We start from the raw sequence: 15,198 nt of genomic DNA, 5'->3' as shown, positions 1-15,198 counted from the left end.
CTCCGTCCTGACTGTTCCCACTGCCGCTTCGGGCGACCTTGCAGCCACAACGCGTGATCGCTTTGGACGCGCGGGTTCCATGGCTGCGACCACCCCGCCCGGACCGGACCCGCACGGCCGCCGCGCCGCCCGTGTGCTCGCGGTGTGCCAGGCGCTCTATACGTCGTCCGTATCGATCGATCTCACGCTGACCGGTCTGGTCGGCTACACGCTCGCCGACGACAAAGCCTACGCGACGCTCCCGTTTTCGCTGATCACGCTCGCCGCCGCATTGACGACGATCTTCGCGTCGTTCCTGATGGCGCGCATTGGCCGGCGTGGTGGTTTCGTGCTCGGTGCCAGCGTCGGCGCGCTCGGCGGCGCGGTGTCCGTGTGGGCGATCTTCCACCATAGTTTCTGGGCATTTTGCGCGGGCACGTCGACGGTCGGGGTGTTCCAGGCGTTTGCGCAGTATTACCGTCTTGCGGCCGCGGACATGGTCGGCGTCGAGGCCAAAGGCCGCGCGATCTCGACGGTCCTGACGGGCGGCGTGGTGGCCGCCGTCTGCGGCCCGCTGCTTGCCGCGTGGAGCAAGGACTGGCTGGCGCCGGTTGCGTTCGCGGGTTCCTATGCACTAGTGACGGCGTTCGCGCTCCTGACCATCGGCCTGCTCACGCTGCTCTATCGCGACGCCGCGCCCGTCGTCAATGCGAGCGCCGCGCGGGAACCTGCGCGGCCGCTCGGCGCCATCGTGCGGCAGCCAATCTTTGCCGCGGCGCTCGCGAACAACGCCCTCGGTTATGCCGTGATGATGTTCGTGATGACCGCGACACCGATCGCCGCCGTCGCGTGCGGCCATACGATCGGCGACGGCGCGGCGATCATCCAGTGGCATCTGGTCGGCATGTTCGCGCCGTCGCTGTTCTCAGCGCGGCTGATTGCGCGTTACGGCGTGCTCAAGGTGATCGGCGCGGGCATCGGGCTGTCCGCGCTGTGCGGCGTGCTCGCCTTGCGCTCGACCGATCTGCCGCACTTTTACGCGGCGCTCGCCTGTCTCGGCGTCGGCTGGAATTTCATGTTCGTCGGCGGATCGACCCTGCTCGCGCAGTCTTACCGGCCCTCCGAGCGCGCCAGGACGCAGGCGGCCAGCGAGTTCACGACGTTCGCGTTTTCGGCGCTCGGTTCGCTGTTTGCCGGGCAATTGCTCGCGCGCTTCGGCTGGGCGACCATCAACGCGGCGATTTTTCCACTGCTCGGCGTGGCTGCGCTCGCGACGCTCGCCTACGCATGGTCGCGCAAGCGGCAGATAACGGAGGTCGCGTCCTGATGGCTGCACGGCATATTGTTTTCGCAGTTGCGCCGGATCTCGTGCTGCTCGACGCGTGCGGACCGCTCGAAGCGTTCTGGCGCGCGGAGTTGACCGTGGCGGCGGCAAGCGGCGCAGCACCGGACGCGGCCGGCGCGACGAACGGCAGCGCCGCTGGAGCTGTCGCATATCGCACCACGGTGGCATCGATCGACGGGGGCGTGCTGCAAACCTTCCCCGGCTTGCCGGTTGTCACTGAACGGCTCGACTCGCTCGACAATCAGCCGATCGACACGCTCATCGTCCCCGGTGTGCCGGTCGATGCCGGCTGCACGTTGCAGCCGGAACTCGTCGCGTGGATCAGCGCCAATGCGCGCAGGGCGCGGCGCGTGTGTTCGGTTTGCACGGGCGCGTTCTATCTGGCGGCCGCTGGTCTGCTCGACGGCCGACGTGTGACCACGCACTGGCGCGACGCGCCGCATCTCGCGCGGCGTTTCCCGAACGTGCGCGTGGACGCGGACCCGATTTTCATCCGTGACGCGGGCGGTGGCGATGATCGGCGTGCCGGGCAGCGCACAGGCCGCAACGGTGAGCGCGGCAACGGGCCCAGCGACCTCGACGCCAACAACGCCAACGGCGTGATCTGGACGTCCGCCGGCGTGACGGCCGGCATCGACCTTGCGCTTGCGCTGATCGAGGAAGACTTCGGCCATCCGGTCGCCATGCAGGTGGCGCGGCGGCTGGTCGTGTTCATGAAGCGGCCTGGCGGACAGTCGCAATTCAGCGCGGCGCTGGCCGCGCAGGCGTCGGCGCAAGGTCCGTTCGAGGCGCTGCATAGCTGGATGGCCACGCATCTACGCGACGACCTCTCGGTCGAGCGGCTCGCCGAGCGTGCGCAGATGAGTCCGCGCACCTTCGCGCGCCGGTACGTCGACGAGGTAGGCCGCACGCCCGCGAGGACCGTGTCGGCGCTGCGTCTGGAGGCGGCTTCGCGTGCGCTCGCCGAGTCGCGCAAGCCGCTCAAGCGCATTGCGACCGACTGCGGCTTCGGCAGCGAGCAGAACCTGCGGCGTGCGTTCGTGCGGCGTTTCGGCGTGTTGCCGCTTGAGTATCGTGAGCGCTTCATGTCCGCGTCCGCACCGCGACAGAGCGGTTAAAGCGCTTGCTGAAGCGCTTGTGGATGCGCGTGGGGCCGGATAAATCAAATGCAAACCGCGTTGCCCGCGCGACGCCGGTAAAAAACTGCTCCGCCAGCCGGGTCTAACCCGCGACGCGGTCATTATTGCGCTCGTATAATCGCCTCCTTTCAATGCATCCGATTGACCGGAGTCAACATGAGCACTCAGCCCGCAGCGCCGCTGGACCGTTCGGAAACCACCTTCCGTTTTCTGGCCGAGCCGAGCTCGGTCAACTTTGGCGGGAAGGTGCACGGCGGCGCGTTGATGAAGTGGATCGACGAAACCGCTTACGCCTGTTCGGCCGTGTGGTCGAGTCGCTACTGTGTCACGGTCAGCGTGGGCAACATCCGCTTTCGCCGCCCGATTCTCGTGGGCAACCTCGTCGAATTGCGCGCGCGCATCGTGGCGACGGGCCGCACCAGTATGCACATCCACGTGTCGGTGCACGCGGGCGACCCCAAGGGCGGGGAACTGCTGCAAACCACGGATTGCCTGGTGGTAATGGTCGCGGTCAATGAAAACGGGCATCCGGTGCCGGTGCCCGCGTTCGTGCCGGAAACGGAAGAACAGAAGCGCCTCGCGAGGTACGCAATGGACGTGAAAGAAGCGCTCGATGCAATCGTCGAACTGAAGCCCGAGGAAGTGGCGCAGGGCAAGGTTTGAGTAGCGCGTGCGAACCAGCGCGCGAACCGCGTTTTCACCGCGGCGCGCGCTGGTCATTCAGTCAGCGACTCAAGGCGCCGGATTGCCGACCATGTCTTCCGGCTTGACCCATTCGTCGAACTGCTGCTCGGTCACATAGCCGAGCGCGAGCGCCGACGCCTTCAGCGTGGTGCCTTCCTTGTGCGCCTTCTTCGCGATCTGCGCGGCCTTGTCGTAGCCGATGTGCGGATTGAGCGCCGTGACCAGCATCAGCGATTCATTGAGCAGCGAGTTGATCCGCTGACGATTCGGCTCGATACCGACCGCGCAATTGTCGTTGAAGCTGTGCGCGCCGTCGGCGAGCAGGCGCACCGACTGCAGCACGTTGTGCGCGATCATCGGCCGGAAAACGTTCAGCTCGAAGTTGCCGCTCGCGCCGCCGATATTCACCGCGACGTCGTTGCCGAACACCTGCGCGCACAGCATGGTCAGCGCTTCGGACTGTGTCGGATTGACCTTGCCGGGCATGATCGAGCTGCCCGGTTCGTTCTCGGGAATCGACAGTTCGCCGAGACCGCAGCGCGGGCCGCTCGCGAGCCAACGAATGTCGTTGGCGATCTTGTTCAGGCTGGCCGCCACCGTCTTCAATGCGCCGTGCGCGAACACCAGCGCGTCGGCCGCTGCCATAACCTCGAATTTGTTCGGTGCCGACACGAACGGCAGACCGGTGAGCTTGCCGATGGCCGCCGCAACCTTGTCCGCGAATTGAGGATGCGCATTCAGACCCGTGCCGACAGCCGTGCCGCCCTGCGCGAGTTCATAGAGATGCGGCAACGTCGCTTCCACGTGATGAATGCCGTGATCGAGTTGCGCCACGTAGCCCGAAAACTCCTGGCCGAGCGTGAGCGGCGTGGCGTCCTGCAAGTGCGTGCGGCCAATCTTGACGATGCCGGCGAACGCTTTCGCCTTGCCGTCGAGCGTGTCGCGCAGCGTCTTCAGCGCGGGCAGCAGATGCTTGACGATCGCGTAGGCGGCGGCCACATGCATGGCGGTGGGAAAGACATCGTTGGATGACTGGCCGCGATTCACGTCGTCGTTCGGATGCACCTTGCGCGCTTCGCCGCGTTCGCCGCCGAGCAGTTCGCTCGCGCGATTCGCAATCACCTCGTTGAGGTTCATGTTGGTCTGCGTGCCGGAGCCGGTCTGCCACACGGCAAGCGGAAACTCTTCCGGATGCTTGCCTTCGATGATCTCATCGGCCGCCTGAATGATGGCTTTGGCCTTGGCTTCGTCGAGTACGCCGAGGTCATGGTTCACTTCGGCGGCGGCGCGCTTGATGATGGCGAGCGCGGTGATCAGTTCGGGCGACTGCTTCTCGGTTGAAATCCGGAAATTCTGCAGCGAGCGCTGGGTTTGCGCGCCCCAGAGACGAGCGTTCGGCACGCCGATTTCACCGAACGTGTCGCGCTCCATTCGTACATCATCAGTCATGGTTCTCTCCGCGGTTCAAAGTTCTGCGTTGACAGGCAATAAGGAGAATAGCCCGGTTAGCGCATTCCGGTACAAACCCGCCTGCGGATCGAAGATGTACGTGCGGCGCTCGCCGTTTTCCACATCCGTCCACACGAGCGGCGAAAGCGGCGCGCCGATTGAGCGCAGATAGGCGAGTTGCGCCCCGTCGGCGAGCGTGACGCGATAGCTCGCTTCGGGCGCGGTGGCGCGGTCGAAAATGCCCGCGACCTGGCCCGCCAGTACCGGGCTGTGGATGACGAGCGCCAGTTCCGTGTTCAGGTTAGCCGAGCGCGGATCGAGATTCATCGAGCCGATCACGAGAATCTTGCGATCGATCACGTAAGTTTTCGCATGCAGGCTCGCCCGCGACCGCGAACCGGCAATGCCTGCAAGTGGCGTGGGCTGTTGCGGCTTGAATTCGTAGAGCTCCGCGCCCTGTTCCAGCAGCGGCACCCGGAACGGGCTGTAGCCGGCCTGCACGGCGACGGCGTCCGTCGCGGCGAGCGAATTGGTCAGGATCGCGACGCGCACGCCCCGCTGCGTCAAGCCGCCGATCGACTTCACTCCCGCTTCGTGTGGCACGAAGTAGGGTGACACGATGAGGAAATCTTTCTGCGCGTCGTGCATGAGCTCGGCGAGGCGCTTCATCGGCGGGCTTACGTAATCCGGCGACGGGTGCTCGATTTTCTCCGGTTCGTCCGCTTTGAACTCGGCGCGCGCCCACGTCAGCCCAAGCTGCTCGCCGCTGATCTGCGACGCGAGCGGCGTGGCATTCAACGGCTTCGCGTTGTACGGGTCGGCATGGGTGCGCCAGTGCTGGCGCAAGTCGTCGCGCGTCTGGTCCAGTTCCTTCGCGTCGAACTTCTGCTTGTTCAACACGCTGAGCGGATACGAGATGCTGCTGTTCCAGTAATCGTCGAAACTCGCGGAGATGTCGGCGGTGATGGGGCCGGCGGCCAGCACGTCGAGGTCGCGGAATTGCAGCGTTTCGCTTGCGTTGAAATATTCGTCGCCGAGATTGCGGCCGCCCACGATGGCGATCTGGTTGTCCGCGATCATCGCCTTGTTATGCATGCGCCGCGTGAAATGGCCGATCTGCGTGAATACGTTCGTCGTGCGTTCGAATACGCCTTCCTGCGCACTGCCAAACGGATTGAACACGCGAATCTCGATGTTCTGGTGCGCATTCAGTCCCGCCATCACGCGGTCGATGTCCTTGAAGTTCAGGTCGTCGACCAGCATGCGCACATGGACACCATGATCGGCTGCATAGAGCGCCGCGCCGAGCAGCAGCTTGCCGGTGGTGTCCTCGTTCGCAATGTAGTACTGCATGTCGAGCGTCCTCGTCGCCGCGCGGGCCAGAGCGATGCGCATCTGCAACGCGTCGGTGCCGCTCGACAGCACGCGGAAGCCGGACTCGTCAGGATGCGCGGCTTCGAGCGGCGCGAGCGCGCTGCGCAGCGGCGTGCTTTCGGTGACAGGCAGTGCATGACTGATGTGCCTGTCATACGCGGTGGCGGGCGGCTTCGTCGCGCAGGCAGTCAAAAATGCCGTCGCAAAACACAAGAGGAAGAAATGTCTAGCAGTAGTGCTGAATGCGCACGTGCGTTGCAGTGCGCTGTTGTTCTGACTGTGATGCCCCGACACGCTGGTTCTCCGTTATTCGCGAATTCTCATGACAACGCCGCGCAATCACGCACGCTGTTGTGCAAAGCATTCTAAGGGGAATCAGGCGAGCGGGCGCTGTTCTTCGCATCGAGTCGGGGCACGGGCGTGCGCTGGCGAACAGGGCACGCCCATTCAGGTCAAGCCCTAGCTTCGGCTGATATTCGGCTCGCGCACTTCATCCCGCTGTGTCGAGCCTTTTGCCGGACGTCCGGCCCAATATCCCGCGAGCAGCGAACCCGAAAGGTTGTGCCACACCGAGAACAGCGCGCCGGGCAACGCGGCGATCGGCGTGAAATAGAGTTTGCCGAGCGTGGCGGCGAGCCCCGAGTTCTGCATGCCGACTTCAATGGCGAGCGTGCGGCAGACGGCTTCGTCGAAACCGAGCAGACGGCCGCCCCAATAGCCGCCAAGGAGGCCGATGCCGTTGTGCAGCACCACGCCCAGCATCACCACGAGACCCACCGACGCAATGCTCTTCTGCGTGCCGCCCACCACCGCGCCGATGATCAGCAGGATCGCCACCATCGAAACCAGCGGCAGAACCGGTTCGATCCTGCGCACGGCCCGGCCGAACAGATGGTTGATCACGAGCCCGACCACGATCGGCAGCGCGACGATCTGCAGGATGCTCATCAGCATGCCGTGCACGTCGACGGCAATCGACGCGTCCACGTAAAGACGCGTGAGCAGCGGAGTCGCGAACACGCCGACGAGCGTCGAGAGCGCGCTGATCGTCACCGACAACGCAACGTCGCCGCGCGCCAGATAGATCATCACGTTCGACGCCGTGCCGCTCGCCACGCTGCCGACCAGTACCATGCCGGCGGTGAGATCGGGCGGCATGCGCAGCGCTTTGGCGATCGCGCACGCGGCGAGCGGCATCACGAGGTAGTGCAGCACGATTCCGGCGATGACCGGCGCAGGGCGCGTGAACACCCGCTGAAAATCGGCCACGGATAGCGTGACGCCCATTGCGAGCATGATGATCGTCAACAGCGTGGTGACGTGCGGCGCCACGCCCGCGAACGAAACGGGCGAGCAGTAGGCGGCGATCGAAACGAGCACCGCCCAGAGCGGGAATAAGCGGGTGACGCGGGCAAGCATGACGTGAATCTCCTGATATGTTTTATTGCGTGAGTCGAACCCGGTCGGATGGCTCGCCGACCGGTGGTCTCAGCGAGGCGTGAGCGCGAAAATATTGCGCCGTAATTGCGCAGCGAGGCCTACGGTTTGGGGGTCCTCGAGAGCCGATGAAAACGCCAGGTCATCAGAAGCGCCACGCTCGCGAGGCCGGCCGCCAGTCCCCACCACAAACCGCGCGCGCCGAGTCCGAAGTGAAACGCCAGCGTGTAGCCGGTCGGAAAACCGATCGCCCAGTAACCGAACGCCGCGACGATCATCGGCACGCGCGTGTCTTTGAGGCCGCGCAGACACCCCGAGCCGACCGTTTGCATGCCGTCGACGATCTGGAAAATTGCTGCGACGCCAAGCAGCGAACTCGCCAGCTTCACTGTCGCGGCGTTGGCGGGGTCGTCGAGATGCAGATACAGGCCGACGATCCAGCGCGGCGCGGCGATCAGTACGATTCCCGACAGCGTCATGAACGCGACGCCCAGTGCCAGCGCAACGAAGCCGGCATGCCGCGCGGCGAGCGGCTGCCCGGCGCCGGACCAGAAGCTCACCCGCACATTGGCGGCCTGACCGATCGCGAGCGGCACCATGAAGGCCACCGACGCCACGTTCAATGCGATCTGATGCGCGGCCAGTTGCGACTCGCCGAGCAGGCCGACCATCAGGCCGGTGGCGAGAAAAAGCGTCGACTCGACGCCGTAGGTGATCGCAACCGGCCAGCCGATGCCGAACAGTTCGCCCATTAACGGCACGTTCGGCCGCGTGGCGACGACGAAGTGCCGGAAACGCGGGCGCAGATGCAGCAGCGCCATCAACACGAGCGCGCTTGCCCAGACGGTGATCGACGTGGCGGCCGCCGAGCCGACGAAGCCGAGGCGCGGCAGGCCATACGCCCCGTGGATCAGCCCATAGTTCAGAACGCCGTTCACGCCGACGCTCACGAGCGACACCCACAGCAGCCGTTTGGCCGCGCCGATTGCGGGCAGGAACGAACGCATCAGTCCCACGCCGATCAGGCTGCCGGGCGCGCCCCAGCGCAGCACGGACGCGTATTCGCCGACATTGTGCGCAAGCAGCGCAGGTTCGCCGAACGCGAGCAGCACGGGTGTGGCGAACGAAAGCAGGATGAACGCGGGCAGCGCGAGCAGCACCGACATCACAAGCGCCGTCCAGTAGATGTGCGGCACGCGCTCCTCGTCGCGGGCGCCGCGTGCATGCGAGACGCTTACGCTCACGGACGTCAGCACGCCCTGTAGCAGCGTGACCACGACGAAAAACAGATTTGCGCCGAGGCCGCCGGCGGCGAGCGCATCCGGGCCGAGCGAGCCGAGCAGGATCGTGTCGGTGACGCCCATCGCCATTTGCGACAGCTGCGCGATGGCGAGCGGCGCGGCGAGGCGCGCGGTGTCGGCGGCGTGGCGGGTGAGAGTGGGCGGCCGCGGGTCGAGGCGGCGCATCAGGCCTCGTGCACTGCGATTCGCGTGTCGCCTAGCAGCACGACCTGTCCCGCGCGGATTTTGCAGGTTTTACGTGTTTCGACGCGGCCGTCGACGGTTACTACACCGTCCGCCACCATCATCTTGGCGGAGCCGCCGCTGTCCGCAAGTCCCGTTATCTTCAGGAGATTATGCAGTTCGACGTAGTCGCCGGTCAGCGTGAAATCCAGGTTGGGCATGTCGTTTGCACCTTCAGGCGGGGGTTCGCATGATAAGCCAGAAGCTTGCCCTGGATAAACCGCGCCGTGAGTTTCCGGATGGCGCAAGCAGTTGCAAGCAGTTGTTATCCATTTGTCGGAAAGTGAAACCTTGCGTAACAGTAGTCGCAGTCCGAGTTTTCCACTCGTAAAGTGAAGACCAGTAGTAAAGTTCGCTGTATTCAAGTGAAAGTCAGACCGGGCAAAGCGCATGAACGCTTTTCATATTGACGGACCGCCGCTATGACGCCCGCGTCATAACAACTCTAGAGAGGACTTAACATGACCCAGATTCGCACGCTTCTGATTGGTACCGCCCTGAGCGCCTTTGCCGCTACCGCTGCTGTCGCGCAAACTGCGCAGCCGGGCGCCGACGGACAAATGCAGGCTCAGACCCAAGGTGCGGACGTCGCGCCTGCAGCGCCGGGCGCGCAGCCCGTCACCCCGCCGCCGATGCGTCTGACGGCGCCGGGCTCGACCGACCCGCTGGTTCAGAAGCGCAACGCCAATGCGCAGGCGAACGCCGAGTATCGCGCGTCAAAGAAGGCGTCCAAGGCTGAACTGAAGGAACAGCAGAAGGCCGCCAAGGCGCAATACAAGGAGCAGGTGCGCGACGCCAAGATCAACCAGAAGGCGGATAAGCAGACTGCCAACAACGAAATGAAAATGAACATGCAGGGCCAACCCGCTGACCCGACGGACGGCACGGACGCGAAGCACTAACACCACAACGGCAGGCATCGAACAGCGGGCGTCAGGCCCGCTGACGAATGCGCCGGTGAAATTCCAGCGTGGCGGCTGATCGTGCTGCCGCCATGCCGCCGCGCGAGTTGAAACTGTTTAACGTTGCGAGCTCAACGTTGCTGTTACGGTGCAAGGAGGTATCGCATGACTATCACTCGAGCTACGAAGCATCAGATTGTTGCCGCGCTGCTTGCCGGCTGCGTGTCGTCGGTTGCGTTCGCTCAGGCGAGCGATCCGACCGCTGCGCCGGCAACCCACGCTGACAAGAAAGCGGCCAAGGAACAGGCCAAGGCCGACAAGAAGGCGGCTGTCGCACAAGCCAAGGCTGACAAGAAAAAGACCGATGCGCAGGCCGACGCCGACAAGGCGAACGCCGACGCCGCGGTGAAGGACGCAAAGAAGCAGGACTGACGATAGGGTTCGCGCTTAATTGTGTAAATTGCGCTCGTTTTCATCGTCCAATGGCCCGTCTGCGACTGCGCGCACGGGCCATTGCTTTGCCTGAACCGGCGGTGCGCGGTTTCGGTCAACAAGCAATCCGCCTGAGCAAACACGGGCCGCGTAGCCGGCGTGCGCGCTCCGATCGTGCCGCCAGAAAAAAGGGTCGCTTGTGAAGTGAGGTTGTATGGATATACAGTATGCGTCGCCATCCTGAATCCATTGAACGCCCGAATCCAACGTGCTCTCTGTCGCCGAATCGCCGCCGCCATCCGACACCGCCAGCTGGCTGGCCAAGCTCAACGACGCGCAGCGCGAAGCCGTCGAATATGGTGCGGACTCGCCTCATACGCCGCCGGGCGCGTTGCTCGTAATTGCGGGCGCGGGTTCCGGCAAGACCAATACGCTGGCTCATCGCGTCGCCAACCTGGTCGTGAAGGGCGCTGATCCGCGCCGTATCCTGCTGCTCACCTTTTCGCGCCGTGCGGCGCTCGAAATGACGCGGCGCGTGACGCGTATTGCCGGCGCCGCGCTTGGCTCAAGGGCTGCGCTCGCGCAAGGACTCACCTGGTCGGGCACGTTTCATAGCGTCGGCGCGCGGCTGTTGCGCGAATACGCCGACCTGATCGGCCTTGCCCCCGCTTTTACGATCAATGACCGCGAAGACTCGGCCGACCTGATGAACCTCGTGCGCCACGAACTCGGTTTGTCGGCGAAGGAGCGGCGCTTTCCGGCGAAAGGCACGTGTTTCGCGATCTATTCGCGGGTGGTGAACACGGGCGCGGCGTTGTCACACGTGCTCAACACCGCATTCCCATGGTGCCGCGAGTGGGAAGCCGATCTGCGCATGCTGTTCGCGGCCTATGTCGAGGCCAAGCAGAAGCAAAGCGTGCTCGATTACGACGACCTGCTGCTCTACTGGTCGCACATGGCCGCGGAGCCTGCCATCGCCGCCGACCTGTCGGGCCGTTTCGATCACGTGCTGGTCGACGAGTATCAGGACACCAACCGCCTGCAGGCGTCCATCCTGCTCGCGCTGAAGCCGGACGGCCGCGGCCTGACGGTGGTCGGCGACGACGCGCAGTCCATCTATTCGTTTCGCGGCGCGACCGTGCGCAACATTCTCGACTTTCCCGCGCACTTCGACCCGCCTGCGAGACAGATCACGCTGGAGCGCAACTACCGCTCGACCAGCCCGATTCTCGCGGCATCGAATGCAGTAATCGAGCTGGCCAGCGAGCGCTACACCAAGAACCTGTGGACCGACAAGACATCGGCGCAGCGTCCGCGCATCGTCACGGTCGCCGATGAAGCGGATCAGGCGCGCTACATCGTCGAGCAGGTGCTGGAGGCGCGCGAACAGGGTATGAAACTGAAGTCGCAGGCAGTGCTGTTCCGGGCTGCGCATCACAGCGCCGCGCTCGAAGTCGAACTGACCCGCCGCAACATCCCGTTCGTCAAATTCGGCGGCCTGAAATTCCTCGATTCCGTGCATGTGAAAGACGTGCTCGCGGTGTTGCGCTGGGCGGAGAATCCACGCGACCGCGTCGCCGGGTTTCGGGTCGTGCAATTGCTGCCGGGTGTCGGGCCGGCCACGGCCGCGAAGGTGCTCGACGAGATCGCCGCGCGCGCGGGCGCGGGCGCGGGCAATCCCGTCGAAACCGCCGGCAACGTGCTTGCCGCGTTTGCTCCGCCGCCACGCGCGCAGGAAGACTGGCACCCGTTCGTCAAGCTGATGTCGAGCGTGTATGGACGGCAGACGCCGTGGCCCGCGGAATTCGAAATGGTGCGGCGGTGGTACGAGCCGCACCTCGAGCGCAATCACGAGGACGCGGCGGTCCGTCACGCGGACGTGCTGCAAATGGAAAGCATTGCGGGCACCTATGCGTCGCGCGAACGTTTTCTCACCGAACTGACGCTCGACCCGCCTGACGCCACCAGCGACGAATCCGGTGTACCGCTGATCGACGAGGATTATCTGATCCTGTCGACGATCCATTCGGCGAAAGGGCAGGAGTGGCGCAACGTGTTCGTGCTGAACGGCGTCGACGGCTGTATTCCATCCGATCTGGGCACCGGCAGCGAGGAGGAAATCGACGAGGAGCGCCGCCTTTTGTACGTGGCCATGACGCGCGCTAAAGAAGATCTGCACATCGTCGTGCCGCAACGCTTTTACGTGCACAACCAGACGCATATGGGCGACCGTCACGTGTGGGCATCGCGCACGCGCTTCATTCCGGCACATCTGATGCCGCTCTTCGATGCTTATGCGTGGCCGCGTGTGCCGGTGTCGTGCGCGCCGACGGCGTCGGGGCTGGCTGCGGCCGCACAGGCCAAGATCGAGATCGCGGCGAAGCTGAGGAAAATGTGGGACTGAGACCACCGGCAGGCGGCGGCCATCTGCGAGTCTTAACCGGACCGCTTTAGCGCGACTGGCGTTGCTGCTGTTGCGGCACAGGACGCGGCGGCACGAAGAAATTACGCAGCCACGCGGCGAGGCGCGAAAACACGTCGTAGGGTTCTTCGACAAAAATTTCCGGCTTCAGCAGGCGCAGATATTCCATGATCTGCTGCGCTTCCTGCTTCTGGAACGAGCCGTGCGATATGCCAAGACGCAGCAGGCCGCGCAGTTCGCCGAGCTTTTCACGCGCGGTGCTGCCCACGCTGGTTTCGCATGCCACCTTGGCTTCGTACACGCGCTGGCGCAGCGATTCCACGAGGCGCCACGCGGGTGTCTGCATGATCTCTTCGAGTGCCTGAATGTCCTGGGCGGCGCTTTTGATCTGCGCCGCGAGCGGGTCGATCAGCGCCGCGTCGCCTTCCGCTTCCTTGACGATCGCTGCGGCCCAGTCGTGACATTGTTTGGCGAGTTCCTCCGGCGTCCATTCCGAGCGCGACGCAAAACCGAAGCCAAATTCGCCCGCCTGACGCATCAGGATCGCGACCACGTCCGGAAACTCCTTGTCGAGCGTGCGCTTGGCCCATGCGTACTGGCCGCCCTGCAACATCCGCTGAACCGCGTGTTCGGTGAGCGGCATCATGTTGTCCAGCAGTTTGGCGCGCAGAAAGTCCTCGAACGACGGCGTTGCGAACTGAGGATCGAGCTTCAGCGAAACGCGCAGAAAAGCGTCGAAATCCTTGCGCAGCGTCGCAATGGTCTCTTGCTTGAGTGTGAGGGTGATTTGACCCATTTCATATCCCGTTTGGTCCTGCCGCGCGGCTTCGTCGTGTCATCCGGTCTCTGCTGGACGCTGTAACGACACGACGCCAGATGCCGGCGCGGTATAGGTGCTGCGTGTGCGTGTAAATCTTCTGGCGCGCGCCAGCGGAACATGTCCCGATGCGCGGACCTCGCCTGATTAACGGCGGATCCGGCGGGAAACTTAAGGGAAGGGCAGAGGCGATGCGGGAATGGAAAGGAGGTCCCGCGTCGGCGCGCGCACGCACCGGGTGGCCGACACGGCGGGGGCAGCGAGCGGACGAGCGGGCATGCTCATTATTGGGTTAACGGCTGGTAAAAGGCGCGCCGCAGGTTGCGGGCAGACCATTTTGACGGGCCGCGTGCGCCTCGCCCGATTATCTGAGCACGACGCCCTGCCAGACGAAAAAGACCACGAGGCCAACGGCGATGGTCAGCAGCGGGCGACGCGTCGTCGCGCTGATCACGATCGCGGCGAGCGCGCCGACCAGTTGCGGGTTGCGCCAGGTCAGCTCGGCGTTCGCGCCGTGCGGCGACACGGCCATCGGCACGATGATCGCCGTCAGCACCGTCACGGGCACGAAGCCGAGCGCGGTGCGCACGAGCGGCGGAAACACCAGCCGGTCGCCCAGCACGAAAACGGCCGAGCGAATCACCCACGTGATCGCCGCCATGCCGAGAATGAGGATCACATAGTTCATTGCGATGCCTCCACGGTCTTGCGCGCGCCGCGCGGCGCATTCTTACGCTGGGCGTCCGGCATGAAGCGCGACGTCGACAGCAGAACGCCCACTGCCACGCCCGCGAACACCGCGCCCAGCAATCCGAGCTTGTACGGCCAGGCTTGCCAGAAAAATGCCAGCGTACCTGCCGTGACTGCCGCCGCGATGAAGCGCAGCGCAACGAGTTGCGGCACGACGATCGCAATGAAGGTCGCGACCATGGCGAAATCGAGGCCGAGCGACTGCAAACCCGGGAACGCAGCGCCGAAGAGCAGGCCGGCGACGGTCCAGAGTTGCCAGTTCAGATACATGGCGAGGCCCGCGCCGAAAAAGTAGTGCGGGCCGACCGTGCCTGGCTCGCGGTGCCGATAATGTTCCCACGCGACGGCGAAGACTTCGTCGGTGAGCAGCGCGCCGAGCGCCCAGCGCCAGCGGGCGGGCAAATGCGCGACGTGGGGCGCAAGCGTCGCGCTATACAGCACATGGCGCAGATTGACGACGAGGGTCGTCGCCCAGATCACCGCGAAACTGGCATGACCGGCGATCAGCCCTAGCGCGATGAACTGGGCGGAGCCGGCGAATACGACGAGCGACATCAGCTGGCCGTGCCACAGATGCAGCGGGCCGGACGCGACGAGCGTGCCGAAGATGACGCCGAACGGCGCTGCGCCGACCATCATCGGGATGATGTCGCGTGCGCCGGCCGTGAGTTCTTTCAGATGGCCGGTGTGGCGGGGCTGGGTCTCGCCTGACCGGGTCGTGCCTGACCGGGTCACTCCTGACCGGGTCTCTCCTGACCGGGTCTCGCCTGTGCGGGTTGGGGATGGGTGGGTCAATCTTGCCTCCTTGGTCCGGGAAGCATAGCGGGCCGGCCACGGTGCGGCTTGTATGTTCTTGCGGTGCGGTGCGGTGCGGTGCGTGAGCGGGCGGCCAACGCTGCTGCGCGCCTCACCGTCACAGCGCACAATCAGGCCGCCCAATCAGGC

At 64.6% G+C, this 15,198-nt stretch carries 14 protein-coding genes; 6 read left to right on the top strand and 8 right to left on the bottom strand.

The features are described from left to right. Window positions 1–79 precede the first annotated feature (79 nt). The 3 genes from AAGS40_RS10635 to AAGS40_RS10625 all read left to right on the top strand — a co-directional run bounded on the left by AAGS40_RS10635 (window position 80) and on the right by AAGS40_RS10625 (window position 3,126). The gene (locus tag AAGS40_RS10635) at window positions 80–1,306 is read left to right on the top strand and encodes an MFS transporter (RefSeq protein WP_345811217.1); all 1,227 of its coding nucleotides are present in this window, start codon (window positions 80–82) and stop codon (window positions 1,304–1,306) included. After that, complete coding sequence (locus tag AAGS40_RS10630; RefSeq protein WP_345811216.1) at window positions 1,306–2,442, top strand: helix-turn-helix domain-containing protein; 1,137 nt, start codon at window positions 1,306–1,308, stop codon at window positions 2,440–2,442. Before AAGS40_RS10635 ends, AAGS40_RS10630 begins: the two co-directional genes overlap by 1 nt. A gap of 177 nt (window positions 2,443–2,619) precedes the next feature. Further along, window positions 2,620–3,126, top strand: a complete 507-nt coding sequence (locus AAGS40_RS10625; protein WP_345811215.1) for an acyl-CoA thioesterase — start codon at window positions 2,620–2,622, stop codon at window positions 3,124–3,126. 69 nt (window positions 3,127–3,195) lie between these two features. Here the strand turns inward: AAGS40_RS10625 and fumC are convergent, their stop codons facing one another. The 5 genes from fumC to AAGS40_RS10600 all read right to left on the bottom strand — a co-directional run bounded on the left by fumC (window position 3,196) and on the right by AAGS40_RS10600 (window position 9,091). Next, the gene (gene fumC, locus AAGS40_RS10620; protein WP_345811214.1) at window positions 3,196–4,596 is read right to left on the bottom strand and encodes a class II fumarate hydratase; all 1,401 of its coding nucleotides are present in this window, start codon (window positions 4,594–4,596) and stop codon (window positions 3,196–3,198) included. Window positions 4,597–4,611: 15 nt separating this feature from the next. Further along, window positions 4,612–6,231, bottom strand: a complete 1,620-nt coding sequence (locus AAGS40_RS10615) for a phospholipase D family protein (RefSeq protein ID WP_345814364.1) — start codon at window positions 6,229–6,231, stop codon at window positions 4,612–4,614. A 198-nt stretch (window positions 6,232–6,429) separates the two neighbouring features. After that, entirely contained in the window at window positions 6,430–7,389 is a 960-nt protein-coding gene (locus tag AAGS40_RS10610) for a bile acid:sodium symporter family protein (protein WP_345811213.1), read from the bottom strand. A 119-nt stretch (window positions 7,390–7,508) separates the two neighbouring features. Further along, complete coding sequence (locus AAGS40_RS10605) at window positions 7,509–8,873, bottom strand: MATE family efflux transporter (RefSeq protein ID WP_345811212.1); 1,365 nt, start codon at window positions 8,871–8,873, stop codon at window positions 7,509–7,511. Further along, complete coding sequence (locus tag AAGS40_RS10600) at window positions 8,873–9,091, bottom strand: RNA-binding S4 domain-containing protein (protein WP_345811211.1); 219 nt, start codon at window positions 9,089–9,091, stop codon at window positions 8,873–8,875. The genes AAGS40_RS10605 and AAGS40_RS10600 overlap by 1 nt, the downstream gene beginning before the upstream one ends. Before the next feature lie 300 nt (window positions 9,092–9,391). On the opposite strand from AAGS40_RS10600, the gene AAGS40_RS10595 reads away from it, so the two are divergent. From AAGS40_RS10595 to AAGS40_RS10585, 3 genes are all read left to right on the top strand, one after another. Then, window positions 9,392–9,832, top strand: coding sequence for a hypothetical protein (locus tag AAGS40_RS10595; RefSeq protein WP_345811210.1), 441 nt, complete (start codon window positions 9,392–9,394; stop codon window positions 9,830–9,832). A 165-nt stretch (window positions 9,833–9,997) separates the two neighbouring features. Continuing rightward, window positions 9,998–10,264 (top strand): hypothetical protein, encoded by a 267-nt coding sequence (locus AAGS40_RS10590; RefSeq protein ID WP_345811209.1) that lies wholly within the window; start codon window positions 9,998–10,000, stop codon window positions 10,262–10,264. A 268-nt stretch (window positions 10,265–10,532) separates the two neighbouring features. Next, the gene (locus AAGS40_RS10585; RefSeq protein ID WP_345811208.1) at window positions 10,533–12,668 is read left to right on the top strand and encodes an ATP-dependent helicase; all 2,136 of its coding nucleotides are present in this window, start codon (window positions 10,533–10,535) and stop codon (window positions 12,666–12,668) included. 46 nt (window positions 12,669–12,714) lie between these two features. Here AAGS40_RS10585 and AAGS40_RS10580 read toward each other — a convergent pair whose 3' ends face one another. The 3 genes from AAGS40_RS10580 to AAGS40_RS10570 form a co-directional block, all read right to left on the bottom strand. Next, window positions 12,715–13,482: a DUF4088 family protein gene (locus tag AAGS40_RS10580; protein ID WP_345811207.1), complete on the bottom strand. Its 768-nt coding sequence runs from the start codon at window positions 13,480–13,482 to the stop codon at window positions 12,715–12,717. Between the two features lie 385 nt (window positions 13,483–13,867). Continuing rightward, window positions 13,868–14,191, bottom strand: coding sequence for an AzlD domain-containing protein (locus AAGS40_RS10575; RefSeq protein WP_345811206.1), 324 nt, complete (start codon window positions 14,189–14,191; stop codon window positions 13,868–13,870). Continuing rightward, a complete protein-coding gene (locus tag AAGS40_RS10570; RefSeq protein ID WP_345814361.1) occupies window positions 14,188–14,892 on the bottom strand; it encodes an AzlC family ABC transporter permease in 705 nt (234 codons plus the stop codon). The genes AAGS40_RS10575 and AAGS40_RS10570 overlap by 4 nt, the downstream gene beginning before the upstream one ends. Window positions 14,893–15,198 lie beyond the last annotated feature (306 nt).

The sequence above is a fragment of the Paraburkholderia sp. PREW-6R genome, from assembly GCF_039621805.1.
Lineage (GTDB): Bacteria > Pseudomonadota > Gammaproteobacteria > Burkholderiales > Burkholderiaceae > Paraburkholderia.
This window is presented reverse-complemented; position numbering and strand designations above follow the sequence as displayed.